The sequence below is a fragment of the Aquiflexum gelatinilyticum genome, assembly GCF_024741135.1.
Lineage (GTDB): Bacteria > Bacteroidota > Bacteroidia > Cytophagales > Cyclobacteriaceae > Cognataquiflexum > Cognataquiflexum gelatinilyticum.
The window spans coordinates 14,400-30,551 of the sequence record NZ_JANSUY010000027.1 but is presented as its reverse complement, the minus strand read 5'-3'; the positions used below and the strand labels follow the sequence as shown (position 1 = coordinate 30,551).

14 protein-coding genes are annotated in these 16,152 nt (G+C 41.5%); 12 read left to right on the top strand and 2 right to left on the bottom strand.

Translation table 11 applies throughout. The features are described 5' to 3' along the window. Window positions 1-133: 133 nt before the first annotated feature. Complete coding sequence (locus tag NU887_RS19935) at window positions 134-1,828, bottom strand: hypothetical protein (protein ID WP_258425153.1); 1,695 nt, start codon at window positions 1,826-1,828, stop codon at window positions 134-136. A 322-nt stretch (window positions 1,829-2,150) separates the two neighbouring features. On the opposite strand from NU887_RS19935, the gene NU887_RS19930 reads away from it, so the two are divergent. The 12 genes from NU887_RS19930 to NU887_RS19875 all read left to right on the top strand — a co-directional run bounded on the left by NU887_RS19930 (window position 2,151) and on the right by NU887_RS19875 (window position 13,221). Next, window positions 2,151-3,116 carry a hypothetical protein gene (locus NU887_RS19930; protein ID WP_258425152.1) on the top strand — a complete coding sequence of 322 codons (966 nt, stop codon included), beginning with the start codon at window positions 2,151-2,153 and terminating at the stop codon, window positions 3,114-3,116. 569 nt (window positions 3,117-3,685) lie between these two features. Then, window positions 3,686-3,931 (top strand): type B 50S ribosomal protein L31, encoded by a 246-nt coding sequence (locus tag NU887_RS19925; RefSeq protein WP_113924979.1) that lies wholly within the window; start codon window positions 3,686-3,688, stop codon window positions 3,929-3,931. A gap of 71 nt (window positions 3,932-4,002) precedes the next feature. Continuing rightward, entirely contained in the window at window positions 4,003-5,202 is a 1,200-nt protein-coding gene (locus NU887_RS19920; protein ID WP_258425151.1) for a GlmU family protein, read from the top strand. A gap of 7 nt (window positions 5,203-5,209) precedes the next feature. After that, on the top strand, window positions 5,210-6,358 hold the full coding sequence (locus tag NU887_RS19915; RefSeq protein WP_258425150.1) for a DNA polymerase III subunit: 1,149 nt from the start codon (window positions 5,210-5,212) through the stop codon (window positions 6,356-6,358). 2 nt (window positions 6,359-6,360) lie between these two features. After that, complete coding sequence (locus NU887_RS19910; protein WP_258425149.1) at window positions 6,361-6,792, top strand: ATP-dependent zinc protease family protein; 432 nt, start codon at window positions 6,361-6,363, stop codon at window positions 6,790-6,792. After that, on the top strand, window positions 6,789-7,721 hold the full coding sequence (rimK, locus tag NU887_RS19905; RefSeq protein ID WP_258425148.1) for a 30S ribosomal protein S6--L-glutamate ligase: 933 nt from the start codon (window positions 6,789-6,791) through the stop codon (window positions 7,719-7,721). The genes NU887_RS19910 and rimK overlap by 4 nt, the downstream gene beginning before the upstream one ends. After that, entirely contained in the window at window positions 7,693-8,631 is a 939-nt protein-coding gene (hemC, locus tag NU887_RS19900) for a hydroxymethylbilane synthase (protein ID WP_258425147.1), read from the top strand. The genes rimK and hemC overlap by 29 nt, the downstream gene beginning before the upstream one ends. Further along, the gene (locus NU887_RS19895) at window positions 8,628-9,473 is read left to right on the top strand and encodes a peptidylprolyl isomerase (RefSeq protein ID WP_258425146.1); all 846 of its coding nucleotides are present in this window, start codon (window positions 8,628-8,630) and stop codon (window positions 9,471-9,473) included. Before hemC ends, NU887_RS19895 begins: the two co-directional genes overlap by 4 nt. Then, the gene (locus NU887_RS19890; protein WP_258425145.1) at window positions 9,457-10,389 is read left to right on the top strand and encodes an SDR family oxidoreductase; all 933 of its coding nucleotides are present in this window, start codon (window positions 9,457-9,459) and stop codon (window positions 10,387-10,389) included. The genes NU887_RS19895 and NU887_RS19890 overlap by 17 nt, the downstream gene beginning before the upstream one ends. Before the next feature lie 39 nt (window positions 10,390-10,428). Then, a complete protein-coding gene (locus NU887_RS19885) occupies window positions 10,429-11,817 on the top strand; it encodes a sodium-dependent transporter (RefSeq protein WP_258425144.1) in 1,389 nt (462 codons plus the stop codon). Between the two features lie 150 nt (window positions 11,818-11,967). Beyond that, on the top strand, window positions 11,968-12,339 hold the full coding sequence (locus NU887_RS19880) for a response regulator (protein WP_258425143.1): 372 nt from the start codon (window positions 11,968-11,970) through the stop codon (window positions 12,337-12,339). A 291-nt stretch (window positions 12,340-12,630) separates the two neighbouring features. Then, complete coding sequence (locus NU887_RS19875) at window positions 12,631-13,221, top strand: PorT family protein (protein WP_258425142.1); 591 nt, start codon at window positions 12,631-12,633, stop codon at window positions 13,219-13,221. 32 nt (window positions 13,222-13,253) lie between these two features. Here the strand turns inward: NU887_RS19875 and NU887_RS19870 are convergent, their stop codons facing one another. Then, window positions 13,254-16,040: a WD40/YVTN/BNR-like repeat-containing protein gene (locus NU887_RS19870; protein ID WP_258425141.1), complete on the bottom strand. Its 2,787-nt coding sequence runs from the start codon at window positions 16,038-16,040 to the stop codon at window positions 13,254-13,256. Window positions 16,041-16,152 lie beyond the last annotated feature (112 nt).

Sequence of the window (16,152 nt, the reverse complement as noted above, 5' to 3'; positions counted from 1 at the left end):
CGGATTAGTGGCGCAAGTTACGGAATAAAAATAGGTTTTGGTTTTTTGTAAAAATTCAGAAAACCCAATTTCATTCCAATAACCTATAGTAAATAACCAAATAACCCAATAACCATTAACTCAATAACCAATCCTAAAAATTAAAATCATTCCTCACCATATTCACCCTGATCGAAAACTGGGTAAAATTGGTTGACTCCGGGCTGGAAAGGTCTTCCGCGGTTCGCTTTCTGTAGCTATGGCTTAGGTCCAAAAATACATTTTGTTTGACCATATAGCTCAGGTTCAGGTTGCCCATGATCACAGTATTTTCCACGCCCTGACCGATATAGTGGCCATAGAGGCCTTTTCCGGTATTGGTTACGGTGCGGTTTTTCAGCACATCTTTGCCAAAGTTCACTTCCGGTGAAGGATCATCGCCATAGAATTGGTACAGGCCAGTAAATGTGGCAAAGAGACGCGGCAGAAACTCGGGCTGATACCTGATGATGCCAATGGCCTCCTTGAAGTTGGCACCAAGTGGGTGAGTGAGTGGTGTCCTGTAGTTGGAAAAGGACTGGTAAGGCCTTTTTTCCTGATAGGTATAGGGTCTTGCCTGATTGTATTCAAGTTGCAGGTCGAGGTTTGGGATTTTTAGCACATCGATGTATTTATAACCCACCTGTATCCCATGTTTGTTGCGGGAAGAATTTTCACCCTCCAATTCAAAAAATTCGGTAAAGACAAATTCATTCAAGGCAAACTGTCCGTAAAGCTGCATGCCACGGGTCATGTTCCATTTGAAATCCGTACCAAGCATCAACTTGTCAGGTGAACCGCCCTGATGCTCTACCCACCGGTAAAAGATAATGGGATTGAGGTAGTTCCAGTCAAATTGGTCAGACATGATGGATTCAAATATACCTATGTTTAGCTTTTTCCCTAGATTGACCCCAAGTCGGTGCATGGCAAACCATTTTTTGGGATAGCGGATTTTGTCTGTTGGCCGGCCCTGATTGTCAAAAAAGATGTCCGCAGTCTGCTGTGCCCAAAGGTTGGTCAACTGAAATCGCCAGATTTTAGTATTCAGCTTGAAAAACAGGTAGGGGTTGGAAAAATCCGAAAGGATCATAGAACGGTAACCTTCTCCTGTAAAGTTCCGGTCCTGACCAAATTGGGCTTCGATGTGCCTTGTGACATTGAAACTCAAATGTGCCCGTGCCGAAAAGAAGCCATAGCCGGTTTCATTGTACCTTTTCCAAAATCCTTCTCCCGGTATTGCACCGCTGTGTTCGGCAAAGTCCTTGACCCAAGAGGGAAAAATAGTCTGTGTGGAAGTCATAAAAGTATAGAAAGCGACCTTTCTGTCTATGCTTCCCCTGATTTCTATTCCCCGGGAATTGCGGAAGCGCATCTCATCTATCCCGGGCTCAAATCCCGCAGCAAGGTATAAAACCGGATTGATGTGGATGTCTACCACCGAATCACGGTAATGGTAAAAGTCGGCAGGTTTGGTGTAAAGGTGCTTCAGAAATGGTTTTTTGGAGGCTTCAGTTTCTCCGCTGATAAATTCCCAATTGTCGTTGCTCAGGTAGTTGAAGTTGAACTTGTCAGCTTTGGAGCGGGAAATATCAGCCTCAGAAAGTGAATCCCGAAAAGCCGCAACATGGTCTCTCCTGTAAGGTTTGAAGCCTGTATGAAAATTCGGGTTGTTTTTGCCTTCCAGGATTTCGTACCGCTCCAGCATATGGTAATAATCCCTGTTGAAAGGGATGTAAGCACCTTGGGCAAAACCATCAAGGGTAAAAAAAGCAGCAAGACAAAAAGTCAAAAGAAATTTTTTTTTCATAGGGGTGATGCTATAATGGTGTAAAGCTAAAAAAAACAGTGGAAAATGGAAGGAGGGGATCAGGTTTTCAAAGACTGGGATGTCTTTCTTTCTCAGATAGAAAACTTTTTATGGAGTTAAAAAAATTATTCTCGGATTATCAACTGATTTGTTATACTCTTTTTTGAAATGGGACTGGTGATATTTCAGGCCCATAACATCCTTTTGAAAAATGGCTACGGATATAGTTTGAGTTTTAATAATCCTAAAGTATCTTTAGCTCTAAAGAAAAGTTCTATTTCATTTAGATGGGAAAGACTTTATACCATAAATCAGTCTATTTATGAAAAGGCCCCGAGTTTTTAATTTTTCCTTAGCCGTAAATTTGTTGTGTTTTTGTCTTCTTTCCATCCATTCCGTCCAAGCCCAAGACAAGCGGTCGCCGTTTTATCAGGAAAACAAATACGCTGATTATCCCTTTATCACCTTCCGGGAAAATTTCTTAAACCAGCCTGTTTACTATATCAATGGCCAAAAAGCCAAGCCCCAGGAAGTCCTTGCTTACCTCGAAATCATGCCGGGAGATGCACAGGATTTTGCGGCAAACATTTCCAAATTACGAATCGGTTCTGCACTTTATTTTGCAGGACGAGCTGTCAGTTTGGGTACAATGGCTTACTTATTTACCACTGAATTGATTCAAGAAAATTATACTACTTTCTTCTTGGTGACACTTGGAGGGGAGGTTTTGGAAAGTGTTGGTGGAGGCATGGAGCGCAATGCCAAAATGCACCTGTCCAATATTCTAGAATCTTACAATTATGTGATAGATAAGGATAGGTTAGGATCGCATTACTTGAAAATGAAAATTGAAGGAAACCTGATCGGCCAAAAAATCAACATCTATGACGGTCCAAATATGCTGAATAAAGCGCAAATCAGAACCCTGATGGAAAACAGGCCTGACATGTATGCGGACTATGAAAAAGCAATCCGAAAACAGACCTTCGTAAATGCTTTGGATTTGACAAGATTAGGCCTTCAGTTGGTGTTTACATGGTATTTCATTTCTCCACAGTTTCAATCTTCCACCCCTAATGATATCCTGCTGCCATTGGTTTTTACCAGCCTCGGCTTGAGCATTGTATCTGGTCAGGTTCGGCGAAGTGCAAGAAACCACACCAGGTCAGCTTTGGACAGGTATAATTTTGGAGATGCAGCAGTTCCGTTAAGCAGAAATACCTTCTCCAACCCGCCAATAACCAATTTCATTTCGTTTGGGATTCCTTTGGAGGGACGGGGGAAATGAGAGGGTAGAGACGAGATTTTAGAGCCGAGACCAAATAGCGGAAAAAGTTCAGATAACAACTTACCCTTGTCATTTAGAAGAAGGTACGGTTGAGAAATCTTTTAGGGTTGGTTTAAAAAAGGATAGATATCTCCTAAGTCGTGGTGACAAGGTAAAGCCTTTAGCAAATGTTATATCAGCGTAAATTTTAACCACCCAAAAAAAATGTTCTTAACTTCTATTAATGGGTTTTAGATTTTTCCTTTGCGTCCCTGCGTCTTTGCGTGATTCTTTTTCTTCAACAAACCCAAAATTCAAACCCAAATATCGAGAGACAAGAGACCCTTCGTACCTCAGGGTGACGGAATCCGTAAACTTGACAACCTGATAACCTGACAACCCAACCTATACAACAACTACAACGATTATTACCAAAATCCCCAAACCCCCTTTGCTCCTTTGCGTCTTTGCGAGATACTTAATTCCTTCACCCGTCAAATTATTACCAAACAAGATTTGGATACATTTCAAAAAAGAAATAACTTTGTGCCTCATTTCGGAAAAGCGATAAAAAGATAAATAGCAATACAATGAAAAAAGACATTCATCCTAATTACAGAGATGTCGTATTTTACGATACTTCAAGTGAATATAAGTTCATCACCAAATCCACCATCCAGACTTCTGAGACGATCGTATGGGAAGATGGTAACACTTATCCGGTATACAAAGTCGAAGTAAGCTCCAACTCACACCCTTTTTACACAGGTAAGAAGATGATGTTGGATACAGCAGGTCGTGTTGACAAGTTCAACAAGAGGTACGCCAAAAAATAAATTTACCAGCCTGCTAGCAGGTAAAGGTCTCCCGGAATCGGTTTTCCGGGAGACTTTTTTATTTTTGTACCATGGACAATCTGATTCTATTCGATGACCCTGCCATCCGGGGTTCTTTGTTGCCATTTACTTTTACCAGGCCTATCGGGGATATCCGGGTGGGGATTTTGAAGATTTCGGAGAAATGGGAAAAATACTCAGGCGACCAACCTGGGTTTTTGACGCAGGATTACCTTTCTGTAAAGTTTCCCAAAAGAGAAGGTGCTGCTTTGATGGTCAATGGAGCCGTTTGCCCGGACCAGATGCTTTGGTCAGCCATCCACCAACTGAAAAGCACCGAGTCACTTTGGTCCAATAACCTTTTGGTTGCTGCCTTTTCAGAAAATCCCGGTTCCTTTCATCCAGATCAGGCAAAATCTTTGACCAAGATCCATTATGAAGGATCGGTTACAGCCATCCAAAAATCATGGCATATTTTTCAGGTCAATGCTGCTGAGATCAGAAAAGATTATGAGCTGATCACTGCCGGCAGACGGTCGGAACCTTTGGAAGATCCACATACCATAGTATATAATGCGTCACAGGTTTTTATTGAACTTGGGGCAAAAATCAAAGCCGCTGTCCTCAATGCCGAAGGCGGGCCGATCTATATCGGAAAAAACGCCGAAGTGCAGGAAGGTTCACTGATCAGAGGTCCATTTGCGCTTTGCGAAGGTTCCACCGTGAATATGGGGGCCAAAATGCGGGGAGATACGACTGTGGGACCATTTTCTAAAGTTGGGGGAGAGATCTCCAATGCGGTTCTATTTGGCTACTCTAATAAAGGACATGAGGGATTTCTCGGCAATGCCGTGATCGGCGAATGGTGTAACCTCGGTGCCGACACCAATACTTCCAACCTAAAGAACAACTACGCAGAAGTCAAAATCTGGGATTATACCAAAGGTGGATTTACCAATACAGGCTTGCAGTTTTGCGGCCTGATGATGGGAGACCATGCCAAGGCAGGCATCAATACGATGTTTAACACCGGGACGGTAGTCGGCGTAGGGGCCAATGTTTTTGGTGACGGTTTTCCGAGAAATTTTATCCCATCATTTTCTTGGGGCGGTGCTTCAGGGTTCAGTACTTTTCAGGTGAGAAAATTTGAAGAAACGGCCATTGCGGTAATGAAAAGAAGGGGAATGGAATACAACCAAACCGAAAAAGAAATTATCCAAAAGGTTTTCGATTTGACAAGACATTACCGTATTTGGGACAAAGAAGCCTGATAAAAATATGCTGTTTTCATCTATTCCAGGATTGGAAGAAGTAAAGGAGAAAATTGTCCAAGCTGTCAAAAATAACCATTTGGCGCATGCCCTGTTGTTTCATGGGCCGGAGGGTTCTGCAAATCTCAAGATGGCCATAGCATTGGCGACCTATTCGCTTTGCCAACAACCCGGTGACAATGATTCCTGTGGGACCTGCCCTTCCTGCCAAAAAATGTCCCGGCTTGTCCATCCGGATATGAACTTCGTGTTTCCATTGGTGGGGGAAAGTAAGGAAGACGAGGATGAGGAAAATAAAGGAAAAAAGACCGACTTCCCATCCTCATTCAGAGGTTTTGCAATAGAGACTCCTTTTGGGAATGTTTCTGACTGGATTTACAAGAATAACTTTGAGAAAAAGCAGCTCAACATTTCTAAAGCAGCTGCAAAGCAGATCATCAAAACAATTTCGCTCAAATCATTTGAAGGCGGGTACAAGATCATGCTGATCTGGTCTTCGGAATATCTGAATGCCCAATCTGCAAATTCCCTTTTGAAAATATTGGAGGAACCGCCTGCCAAGACACTTTTTATTCTCGTGACTTCCCATCCTGAGCAATTGTTGACGACCATTCTTTCCCGAACCCAAAAGATCATGATCAGGGCATTTACTGATGAAGAAGTGATGCAGCACTTGATACAGGAGCATAAGATTTCAAGGGAAACAGCCATGCAGATAGCACCTTTGGCAGATGGGAATATGCGGGAGGCTTACAGGATGGTGGATCAGGTAGGTGATGAATTTACGCGGTTGGTCAGGGATTGGTTCCGTTCCTGCTATTCTGTGAATGTCAACGAGATGTTGGAATTTGTTGAAATATTCAGTTCCAAAGACAAAGAAGCCCAAAAATCCCTCCTTCTTAGCGGGATCAATGTGATGAGAGAAGTGATGCTGGACAAGTCACAATTGGGGGAATTGATGCGCAGTATTGAATCTGACCGTGAATTTATACATAACCTCGGTGTACATGTCCTCGATGAGGAAAAGCTCATGGCGATCTATCAGGCTTTGAATGAGACTCATTACCATATAGAAAGAAACGCCAATGTCCGGATACTTTTTGCTGATCTGTCATTCCGGATAGCTAGGATCATGAGACCTGCCCAAACAACCTGACTATGAAAAAGACAATCGGTAGAAGGGAAAAAATTTACATCCCAATATGGGGTTTGAAAAATGTCACTGCCAAAATTGACACCGGTGCCTATACCTCCTCGATCCATTGTGAATTTGCGGAGGAGAAAATCGAAAATTCTATTCCGGTACTATATTTCAAAGTTCTTTCCCCAAACCACAAAAAATATAAAAGCAAAGTGATTCGGACTGAAGATTTTACTGAAAAGGTAGTAAAGAATTCCTTTGGTCAGGCAGAAGTCAGGTACAAAGTGAATACAAAAGTCGTTATGTTTGGGGAGGAATTTGATGCCGAATTTACCCTTACAGACAGGTCAAAAATGAGGATTCCGATATTGATTGGAAGGAAATTGTTAAGAGGGAGATTTTTAGTGGACGTAGATTCTATTAACCTGTCAAAGAAATCACAAAAATGAAGATTGCAATACTTTCCAGAAATCCACACCTTTTTTCTACCAAAAGGTTGATAGAAGCCATCAGGACTGCCGGGCATGAGGCTTTGGTCGTGGACCATTCCCTTTGCGATCTGATCATTGAGCAGGAGGGGCCTTATATCATCTACAAAGGTGAAAAACTGGAAGGTGTCGATGCAATTATCCCAAGAATCGGAGCTTCGGTCACCTTTTATGGAACAGCCGTAGTCCGTCAGTTTGAGTTGATGGGGGTATTTTCTGCGGTGGATTCTCAGGCGATTGTCAGAAGTCGGGACAAGCTCAGAAGTCTTCAGATCTTGTCCAAAGCAGGTCTAGGGATGCCAAAGACGGCATTTACTAATTTTTCCAAAGGAGGTGAAAAAGCCCTGATCGAAAGGGTGGGTGGGGCACCGCTAATCATCAAGTTGTTGGAAGGAACACAAGGATTAGGTGTGGTCCTTGCCGAAACCAAAAAAGCCGGACAGTCAGTCATTGAAGCTTTTCATGGGTTGAAAGCAAGGATCATCGTGCAGGAATTTATCAAAGAAGCAAAAGGAGCTGATATCCGGGCATTTGTCGTCAACGGCAAAGTAGTGGGGGCAATGAAAAGGCAAGGCGCAGAAGGTGAATTCCGATCCAACTTACATAGGGGGGGTGTGGCTACAGTTATCAAATTGACCAAGGAAGAAAAAGCCGCTGCCCTTGGCGCAGCAAAAGCCCTTGGTTTGGACATTGCTGGGGTGGATATGTTGCAGTCCGAGAGAGGACCTTTGATATTGGAAGTAAACAGCTCTCCCGGATTGGAAGGAATTGAGCAGGCCACTGGAGTGAATATCGCCGGAGAGATTGTTAAGTTCATAGAAGAATCTGTAGAGAAGAGAATTAATAAAAAGAAAAAAAAGAATGAACAAACCGATCCGGATAGGCACTAGGGGAAGTAAATTAGCCCTTTGGCAGGCGTATCACATCGCTGACCTTCTCAAAGCAAAAGGACTTGAAACTGAGATCGTCCAAATTGATACCAAAGGCGATAAAATCTTGGATGTCTCCATTGCCAAAATCGGAAGCAAAGGAGTTTTTACGGAGGAGTTGGAGGAGCAACTTACCACCGGAGCCATCGATATTGCCGTCCACAGTGCCAAAGACATGCAGTCCAAGTTGCCCGATGGATTTGAAATCATCGCTTTTACCGAAAGGGAAAAAGAAAATGACATCATACTAAGCCATCAGACAGATATCGACTATACAAACTCTGACAAACCCCTGCTTTTGGGAACATCCTCTACAAGGCGAGTAGCCACACTGAAGCATTTTTATCCCCATATCAAAACAGTAGAAGTTAGGGGGAATCTCCAAACGAGAATCTCCAAAATGGAAGCAGGACTGTGCGATGCACTGCTGCTCGCTTATGCAGGTGCTCACAGAATGGGATACGATGAGATGATCCGACATGAACTTTCATTGGATGAATTTACACCGGCAGTAGGTCAGGGTTCTGTGGCGATAGAGTCTTCTGTAAACCTAGACTCCATGCTCAAGTCAAAAATCATTAAAGCCTGCCATCATGAAGCCACAGGATACCGTTTGCTTGCAGAAAGGGCATATCTGAGAGTTTTGGAAGGCGGTTGCAGTATACCGGTTTTTGCTTTGGCAGAAAATAAAGCAGACAAACTTCTTCTCAAAGGAGGAATCGTTTCGCTAGATGGTTCTAAAAGGATTATTCACCAAGTGTCGGGCCCATCATTTCAGGCTGAAGAGTTGGGAAAGGAATTGGCCAAATTGGTATTGGAAAGTGGAGGAGATGAGATATTGAAACAAATTAAATCAGATCTGAAAAAATGAAAAGATTAAGTTTTATTCCTGTTGTATTATTGGTTTTGGCACTTTTTTCCTGTTCGGTCGAAAAGGATTATGTTGTCAAGATCCAAACAAAGCATGGAGACATGTACGCTGTTTTGTTTGATGAGGCACCTAAACACAAGCAAAATTTTATTGAATTAGCCGAAGCAGGAAGATTCGATTCGACCGAATTCCATAGAATTATCAAGGGTTTTATGATTCAGGGCGGAGATGTATTTGCCAAAGAGAAACTTCCTGCAAATACTTGGCCGACAATTGAGGCGGAAATTGTTCACGGATTGATCCATAAAAAGGGGATGATAGCCGCTGCAAGGATGGATGACAAGGTAAATCCTGAAAAGAGATCTAGCGGTTCGCAGTTTTATATTGTTCAAGGAAAAACCTACGCCCCTGATGAATTAGTGACAGACATGGAGCTTTTGTCGGAGACCTATTTCAAGTACATTCAATTGGGCAGTAACGTAGCCTTGAAAGAGGAATATGCCAGACTCTATGAAGCCCAACAGTTTGACAGTCTTAGACAACGGATGCTTTCTGAAAAGGCCAATCTGGAAGCTTTTTACAATTTGAATTTAGAAGAGCCAATGACTCCCAAACAGGTACAAACCTATACCACAATCGGAGGTACACCCCATTTGGATGGAGAATACACCGTCTTTGGGGAAGTGATCAAGGGACTCGATGTTATGGAAAAAATCGCATCTGTTCAGACAGGGCAAAGAGGTAAGCCACTTGATCCCATTTATATGAAGGTCACAGTGGAATTGATTTCAAAAGCTAAAATCTCCAAAGAATTCGGCTACGTCTATGAAATCAATAAATAAAAAAAAGGTTTTGATCACCGGGGCAAATGGGCTCTTGGGACAAAAATTAGTCGGCTTTTTAAGATTAGATGATTCTGTAGAGGTGATTGCAACTGGAAAGGGACCATCAAGATTACCCAAAAAATGGGTAGGAAGTTACTCTTGGGTAGATTTAGACATCACAGATAGAGACCAGGTTTTGCAAGTCTTTTCTATTAAAAATCCTGGCACAGTGATTCATACCGCGGCGATGACCCAAGTGGATGACTGTGAAAAAGACATGGAAGGGTGCAGGATTTTGAATGTGGAGGCAGTCAGGTATTTGATCGAAGCTTGTGAGAATAATAACACCCATCTGATCCACCTTTCCACGGATTTTATTTTTGACGGAGCTGATGGGCCTTACACAGAGGAAGCTAAAGCCAATCCGGTTAATTATTATGGAGTTACAAAAATGGAAGCCGAAAACCTTTTGGTTCAATCAAAAATCCCTTGGGCGATTGTCAGGACAGTTTTGGTATATGGAATTGCCGAGGACATGAGCAGATCCAATATTATCCTTTGGGTCAAAAAATCATTAGAGGAAGGGAAGAATATCAAAGTTGTGAATGACCAATGGCGAACTCCGACATTGGCAGAAGACCTTGCGGAAGGCTGTGTTTTGATCATGAAAAAAGGAGCAACGGGGATTTTTAATATTTCCGGAGCTGATTTTTTGACGCCATATGACATGGCGATTCAGACTGCTGAATATTTCGGACTTGATAAAAGCTTGATTACTGAGTCGGATTCCACACTTTTTACACAGCCAGCTAGGCGTCCGCCACGAACAGGTTTTATAATTGACAAGGCAAAGAAGGAACTTGGGTATTCCCCCAAATCTTTTTTGGCTGGGATTGGTATTTTGGCAAAACAACTTAAATTAGCCGATTCTTAAAAATAAAAAATTAATCAAATCACAAGTAATTGATAGACTATGGCGATTAAAACAGATGCTCCAGGTAGGGGTCAATTCGGCTCAAGTTTTGGGTTTATTATGGCTGCTGCCGGTTCAGCGGTAGGTTTGGGTAATATTTGGAGGTTTCCATACCTCACAGGACAAAATGGTGGAGGTGCCTTTGTATTTGTTTATGTCCTCTGCGTATTGCTTATCGGACTTCCACTTTTGCTCAATGAAGTTTCTTTGGGGAGATTGTCCGGTAAAAACCCCATAGGTGCTATCAGAGGTACCGGAGGTAACAAATTTTGGCAGCTTGCAGGTATCCTTTGCGTTTTGGTTTGTTTTTTTGTGTTGAGTTATTATTCAGTGATTGCCGGGTGGACGCTTGGATATATTTTCACTGAAGTAATCAATATCCCAGTTGATTTTGAGGAGTTCCAAGAAACCCCGATGTATATCATTCCTTTGACATTTGCCTTTATATTGATGACAATCGGAATTGTATTGGGCGGTATTTCAGGAGGAATCGAGAAGGCAGCAAAATTTTTGATGCCTCTTTTGCTGATCATTGTGGTCTTTATTGCGGGTAGAAGTGTCACCCTTGAAGGTGCAAGTGCCGGTATTGAATATTACCTGAATCCTGATTTCTCAAAGATTAATTCTAAAGTTGTGCTTCAGGCTTTGGGACAGGCTTTCTTTTCCATGTCTGTAGGTTGGGGTCTGATGATTACTTTTGGTTCTTATCTGCCCAAAAACGGTAATATTGTTGCTTCTTCTGGATGGATAGCCGGTATGGATACTGCGGTTGCCTTGATGGGTGGTTTGATGGTTTTCCCTGCTTTATTTGCGTTGCTTCCTGGAAAAGACCCTGCTGCAGGTCCTGCTTTGGTTTTTGATGTATTGCCAAGAGTTTTTGATGCAATGCCGGGTGGAAATATCATAGGAGGTTTGTTTTTCTTATTGTTAATGGTTGCGGCCTTGACTTCTACGATTTCTATGTTGGAAGTACCTGTTTCTTATTTGATTGATGATAGAAAATGGAGCAGGAAAAAAGCAGCCTGGATTGTCGGGATTGCGGCCATGGCTCTTTCCATACCTTCAGCTATGTCTTCAATCGAAGGAAGTATATTCAATAGCATGTCTATATCATTTTTGGGAAATACCAAAATCGGATTTTTTGACATCATGGATTTCACTTTCGGTACTGTTGCAGTAGTGGTGATTTGTTTGATGTTAAGTTTGTATACAGGTTGGGCTAAGAAAATCGGGGATTTTGCCGATGAAATTGCACAAGGATCTCCCGGATTTAAGGGTGCGGCTAGAAAAACATGGATATTCTTTATCAAATGGGTATGTCCTGTTGTCATTGCTTTGGTATTGTTAGATCTTTTAGGTGTATTCGGAACTCCTCAGGAAGGTGGTTGATATCATTTCAAAAAAAATAATTTAAAAGGGCCAATTTTTTGGCCCTTTTTTTGTTTTGAGTAATCAAATTTGCTTTTTGTTTAAAAAATAGCCTTATTTAAAGGTATTACCCACAAAGCGTTTTTATCACCCGGTCACCTGATCTGACATATGAAAGTTTTAGTAGTCGATGATGATGCTATAAACAGACTGATCCTTCAAAAATTATTTGAAAGGAGAAACAATACCGTTGTGACTGCACAAAACGGACAAGAGGCGCTTGATTTGTTTGTAGGTGATGATGAAATCAATATTGTAATCACTGATATCATGATGCCGGAAATGGACGGGATTGAACTCCTTGCTGAAATCAAACAAAGAGATAAGACCGGACAGATTCCAATTATCGGATTTACCGCAGGGGATATCGATTATTTTAGAAGCATCACTGTTATTCCATTTGACCGATTATTGCCAAAACCGATGGATTATACTGAGTTGTATAATATTGCCAATCAGTTTGTATTAGATAGAGCATCCTAATTTTTCCGGGTCCAAACAATACCTTCTCAAGTTTTTTAGGTATTTAAGGGGTTAATGATTACTGTTTGGATTGAATTTGCTCATTTGTCAAAGCCTAGAGTAGGAATTCCATCGGTTAAATTAATAGGACTTTTAAACTGTTTTCGATTAAGGAATTCTAGACTTTCAAACAAAAGATTAATCATTTAACCGTTTCATCCGGGACTTTTATTCAAAGCATAAAAAATCATTTTTTTTGCAATTTCCTGTTTTTTACTCGTTAAATTGTCGAGAACTTAAACATCTGCGACAATGAAAAAACTTATTTTCCTTATTTCTTCGATGATTCTTAGTATTGGCGTTTATGGTCAGGACTTTTCCATAGGCCCTAAAGCGGGGATTTCATCTGCAAATATTCACGTTAACGGCGATGAATTTGAATCAGGAAGTAATGAATTTGGCTATCATTTGGGACTTTTTGTCAGAATGGGAGGAAGTTCCATCTTTGTTCAGCCCGAATTCCTTTATACTAACACAGGAGGATCTGTGATCAAAACTGACAATGGAAATACCGAAACTACCTTTGATGCAAATTTTGACAGGTTCGACATTCCTCTCATGTTTGGATTTAAGTTTTTCGATTTTTTCAGGGTCCAGGCAGGGCCGATAGCGACGATTCTCGTAGATTATAAAATCGAAGATGCCTTGAACGTGCCTTTGGATCTGGATTACAAAACTTCCACCTTTGGCTATCAGGCAGGCATTGGTCTTGATGTGGGCAATTTGATTTTTGACCTCAAATACGAAAGTTCCTTGAGCAAGATTTCAAAAAGCTCTCCTTTATTCCAGACCGATCAACGCCAAAATCAAATCATTTTATCAGCAGGTTTTAGATTGTTCTAAAAAAAAGAGGTCTGGATTTCCGGACCTCTTTTTTATTTGATTTCAAAGGCCAACTCATCGGCTCCTGAATTCTTCTTGATCAGGATTTTATATTTTCCTTTCCCGATATTTCCGTATTCCCAACTTGTGCTATTGATTCCTTTTGTGGAATCCACGGACCAAGATTTCAGACTATCTCCATTTTCGTTCTTCACTTCGAAGCTTGTTTCTCCGGCCTGATTTACAAAAAACATTATCGACTGATTAGGCTTTGTCGTAGGTGCTTCTGCCCAAGGTGATCTCCTTTGGTTTAACCTTATTTCAGAGGCACTCAACAATATTGCTTCAGCAGCAGGGTTCTGGGCGAGCTTTTGAAGTGGGTCCAAGTCCACAATGAATACACTTCTGCCATGAGAACCAATTACCAAGTCATTTTCTCTTTTTTGGATCACCATATCATAGATTGCGACATTTGGGATATTTCCCTGAAACAAATCATAACTTTTTCCGCCGTTGAGGGAAGCATAAAGACCGTGGTCAGTTCCCAGATAAAGAATATTCGGATTGGTATGGTCTTCTTTGACGATGTTGATAGCCTCTTTTGGCAAATTGCCTGAGATTTGTGCCCAAGTCTTGCCGTAGTCCTGACTTTTATACACAAATGGGGTAAACTCGTCAAACCTATATCCGGTAAGGGTAACATATACAGTTCCCTCAGCATGTTGAGAAGGTGAAATGCTACTGATCCATCTATTTTGTGGCAAACCTTTGGATATATCTATCCAAGAATTTCCATGGTCTTTGGTCACCCAGATATTTCCATCATCCGAACCCGCATAGAGAGTTCCAAATTCAAGAGGGGATTCTTCAATCACTGAAAGTGTGGCAAAAGGAACATTTCCGCTTTTTTGGTTTTTGGTCAGATCAGGAGAAATGGTCTCCCAAGTATCCCCCCTGTCCAAACTTCTGTAAACATACTGGGAACCCATATAGAAAATATCCTGATTATGGCTGCTCAGGATAGCAGGCGTTCTCCAGTTCCATCGATTTGGGGCACGCCCGATGTCATGTCCAGGCGTAACCAATTTTCTCTCTTCAGTTTTTGTATTGATTCTGAAGTAATTTCCAAATTGGAATCCAGTATAAATCACATCATTGGATCTGGTATCTACCGCAACCACCATTCCATCTCCACCCATGAGTGAGGCCCAAGGCACTTCGGGTTTGTTGGTAGAGGAACCAAACCAAACACCATTGTCCTGCATACCTCCATAGACATTGTAGGGTGTTTTTTCATCTACCATAATGGAATAAAACTGACTGATCGTCAATTGGTCATTAAGATGGGTCCATCTTTCGCCACTTCCAAATGAACTGTAGATACCACCGTCTGTTCCTAAAAGAATGTGCTTAGAGTCTTTTGGATTGATCCACATGGACTGATGGTCTGAATGGACGTCTCCGACTGTGTCGGTTCTTGCGAAATTCTTTCCCCCATCCCTTGAAACCAAAAGAGGTACGCCCAAAATAAACATTTCATTTTCATCTTGTGTGCTGACCCTGATTTCACCAAAGTAATATCCATATGAATTATACAATCTGTCAAGATTGGATTCGCTGACTTTTTTCCAAGTACTACCCGCATCATCTGAGCGGTACACTTCAGCGCCTATGACTGAAGCATTAAAGAGATTCGAATTGGCATCTTGACCAGAGCCATTATATTCCGCTATCTGAAGTGGCGTGATTTTCCCTGATTTTATCAGTTTCTTGACACTTTCCGCATTATATTTAGTAGCAAATCGATTGGTTCTTAGAAATTTATTCAGTTTATCATTGTCAATACTTTCTACATCTGAGGCAGACATTGTTTTGAAACTTTCAAATTTCAGATCCTCGTTGTTTTGATTTTGGTTTTGTCTGGCTGGTCTTTCCTGCATTTTTTGATAATCATGTAGGGCATAGACTACAGAAGGATTGCTGAGACTGAAGTCAAACCCAATTCTTCCTACAAATTCATCCTGTGGGAAACCTGTACCTGATTTTTTCCAAGAGTCACCTCCATCTTCGGATCTCCAGATACCTGACCCTTTTCCATTTCCGATGAAATCATGACCTTGTCTGAACCTTTCCCAAGATGCTGCCAACATGATGTTTGGATTGGATGGATGGAATTTTAGGTCGATAACCCCTGTGTTATCGTCAATAAAAAGTGTCTTTTTCCAGGTTTTCCCTCCGTCTTTGGTTTTGTAAATTCCACGTTCCTCATTTTTGGAATACAAAGATCCCATAGAAGCAACCCAAACAATATCCGGGTTGGTTGGATGGATCTGAATCTGACCTATATGCTGCGAATGCGGCAATCCCATAAATTCCCAGGTAGCTCCGCCATCTGTTGATTTATAAATTCCTGATCCGGCATAGGTGGACCGGCTAGAGTTATTCTCTCCTGTTCCAATCCAAATGATATCGTTATTGGATGGGGAAATGGCCATATCACCGATTCCTAATGCTCCTTGATGATCAAAAACTGGTTTGAAAGATTGTCCGTTGTCTTTGGTTTTCCAAATTCCACCTGAAGCCGCTGCAACAAAATATGTTTTGAAATCATTGGTCACTTCAATGTCGACTATCCTTCCGCTCATATTGGTAGGACCGATATTTCTTGCCGGATAGTTTCTAAAAGGAGAATTGGTCAACATCTCTTGATGTAAGATTACCGCTTCTTTCATTTCTTTGGCTGTGGTGGGTTTTATTTCCTGTGCCTTAACAGCCGAAAAATGAACCAGAGATAAAGCCAGGCTCAAACCGGTACAGACCTTTGTTAAATTTCTTCTCATAAGATTGATTTGTTATTCCAACAATATAATTATTCAAGAATTTAAATTTGTAAAATAAGGTATAAACTGATTTGCTTTCTGTTTGATCGGATACAGCCGTACTTGAAAAAAA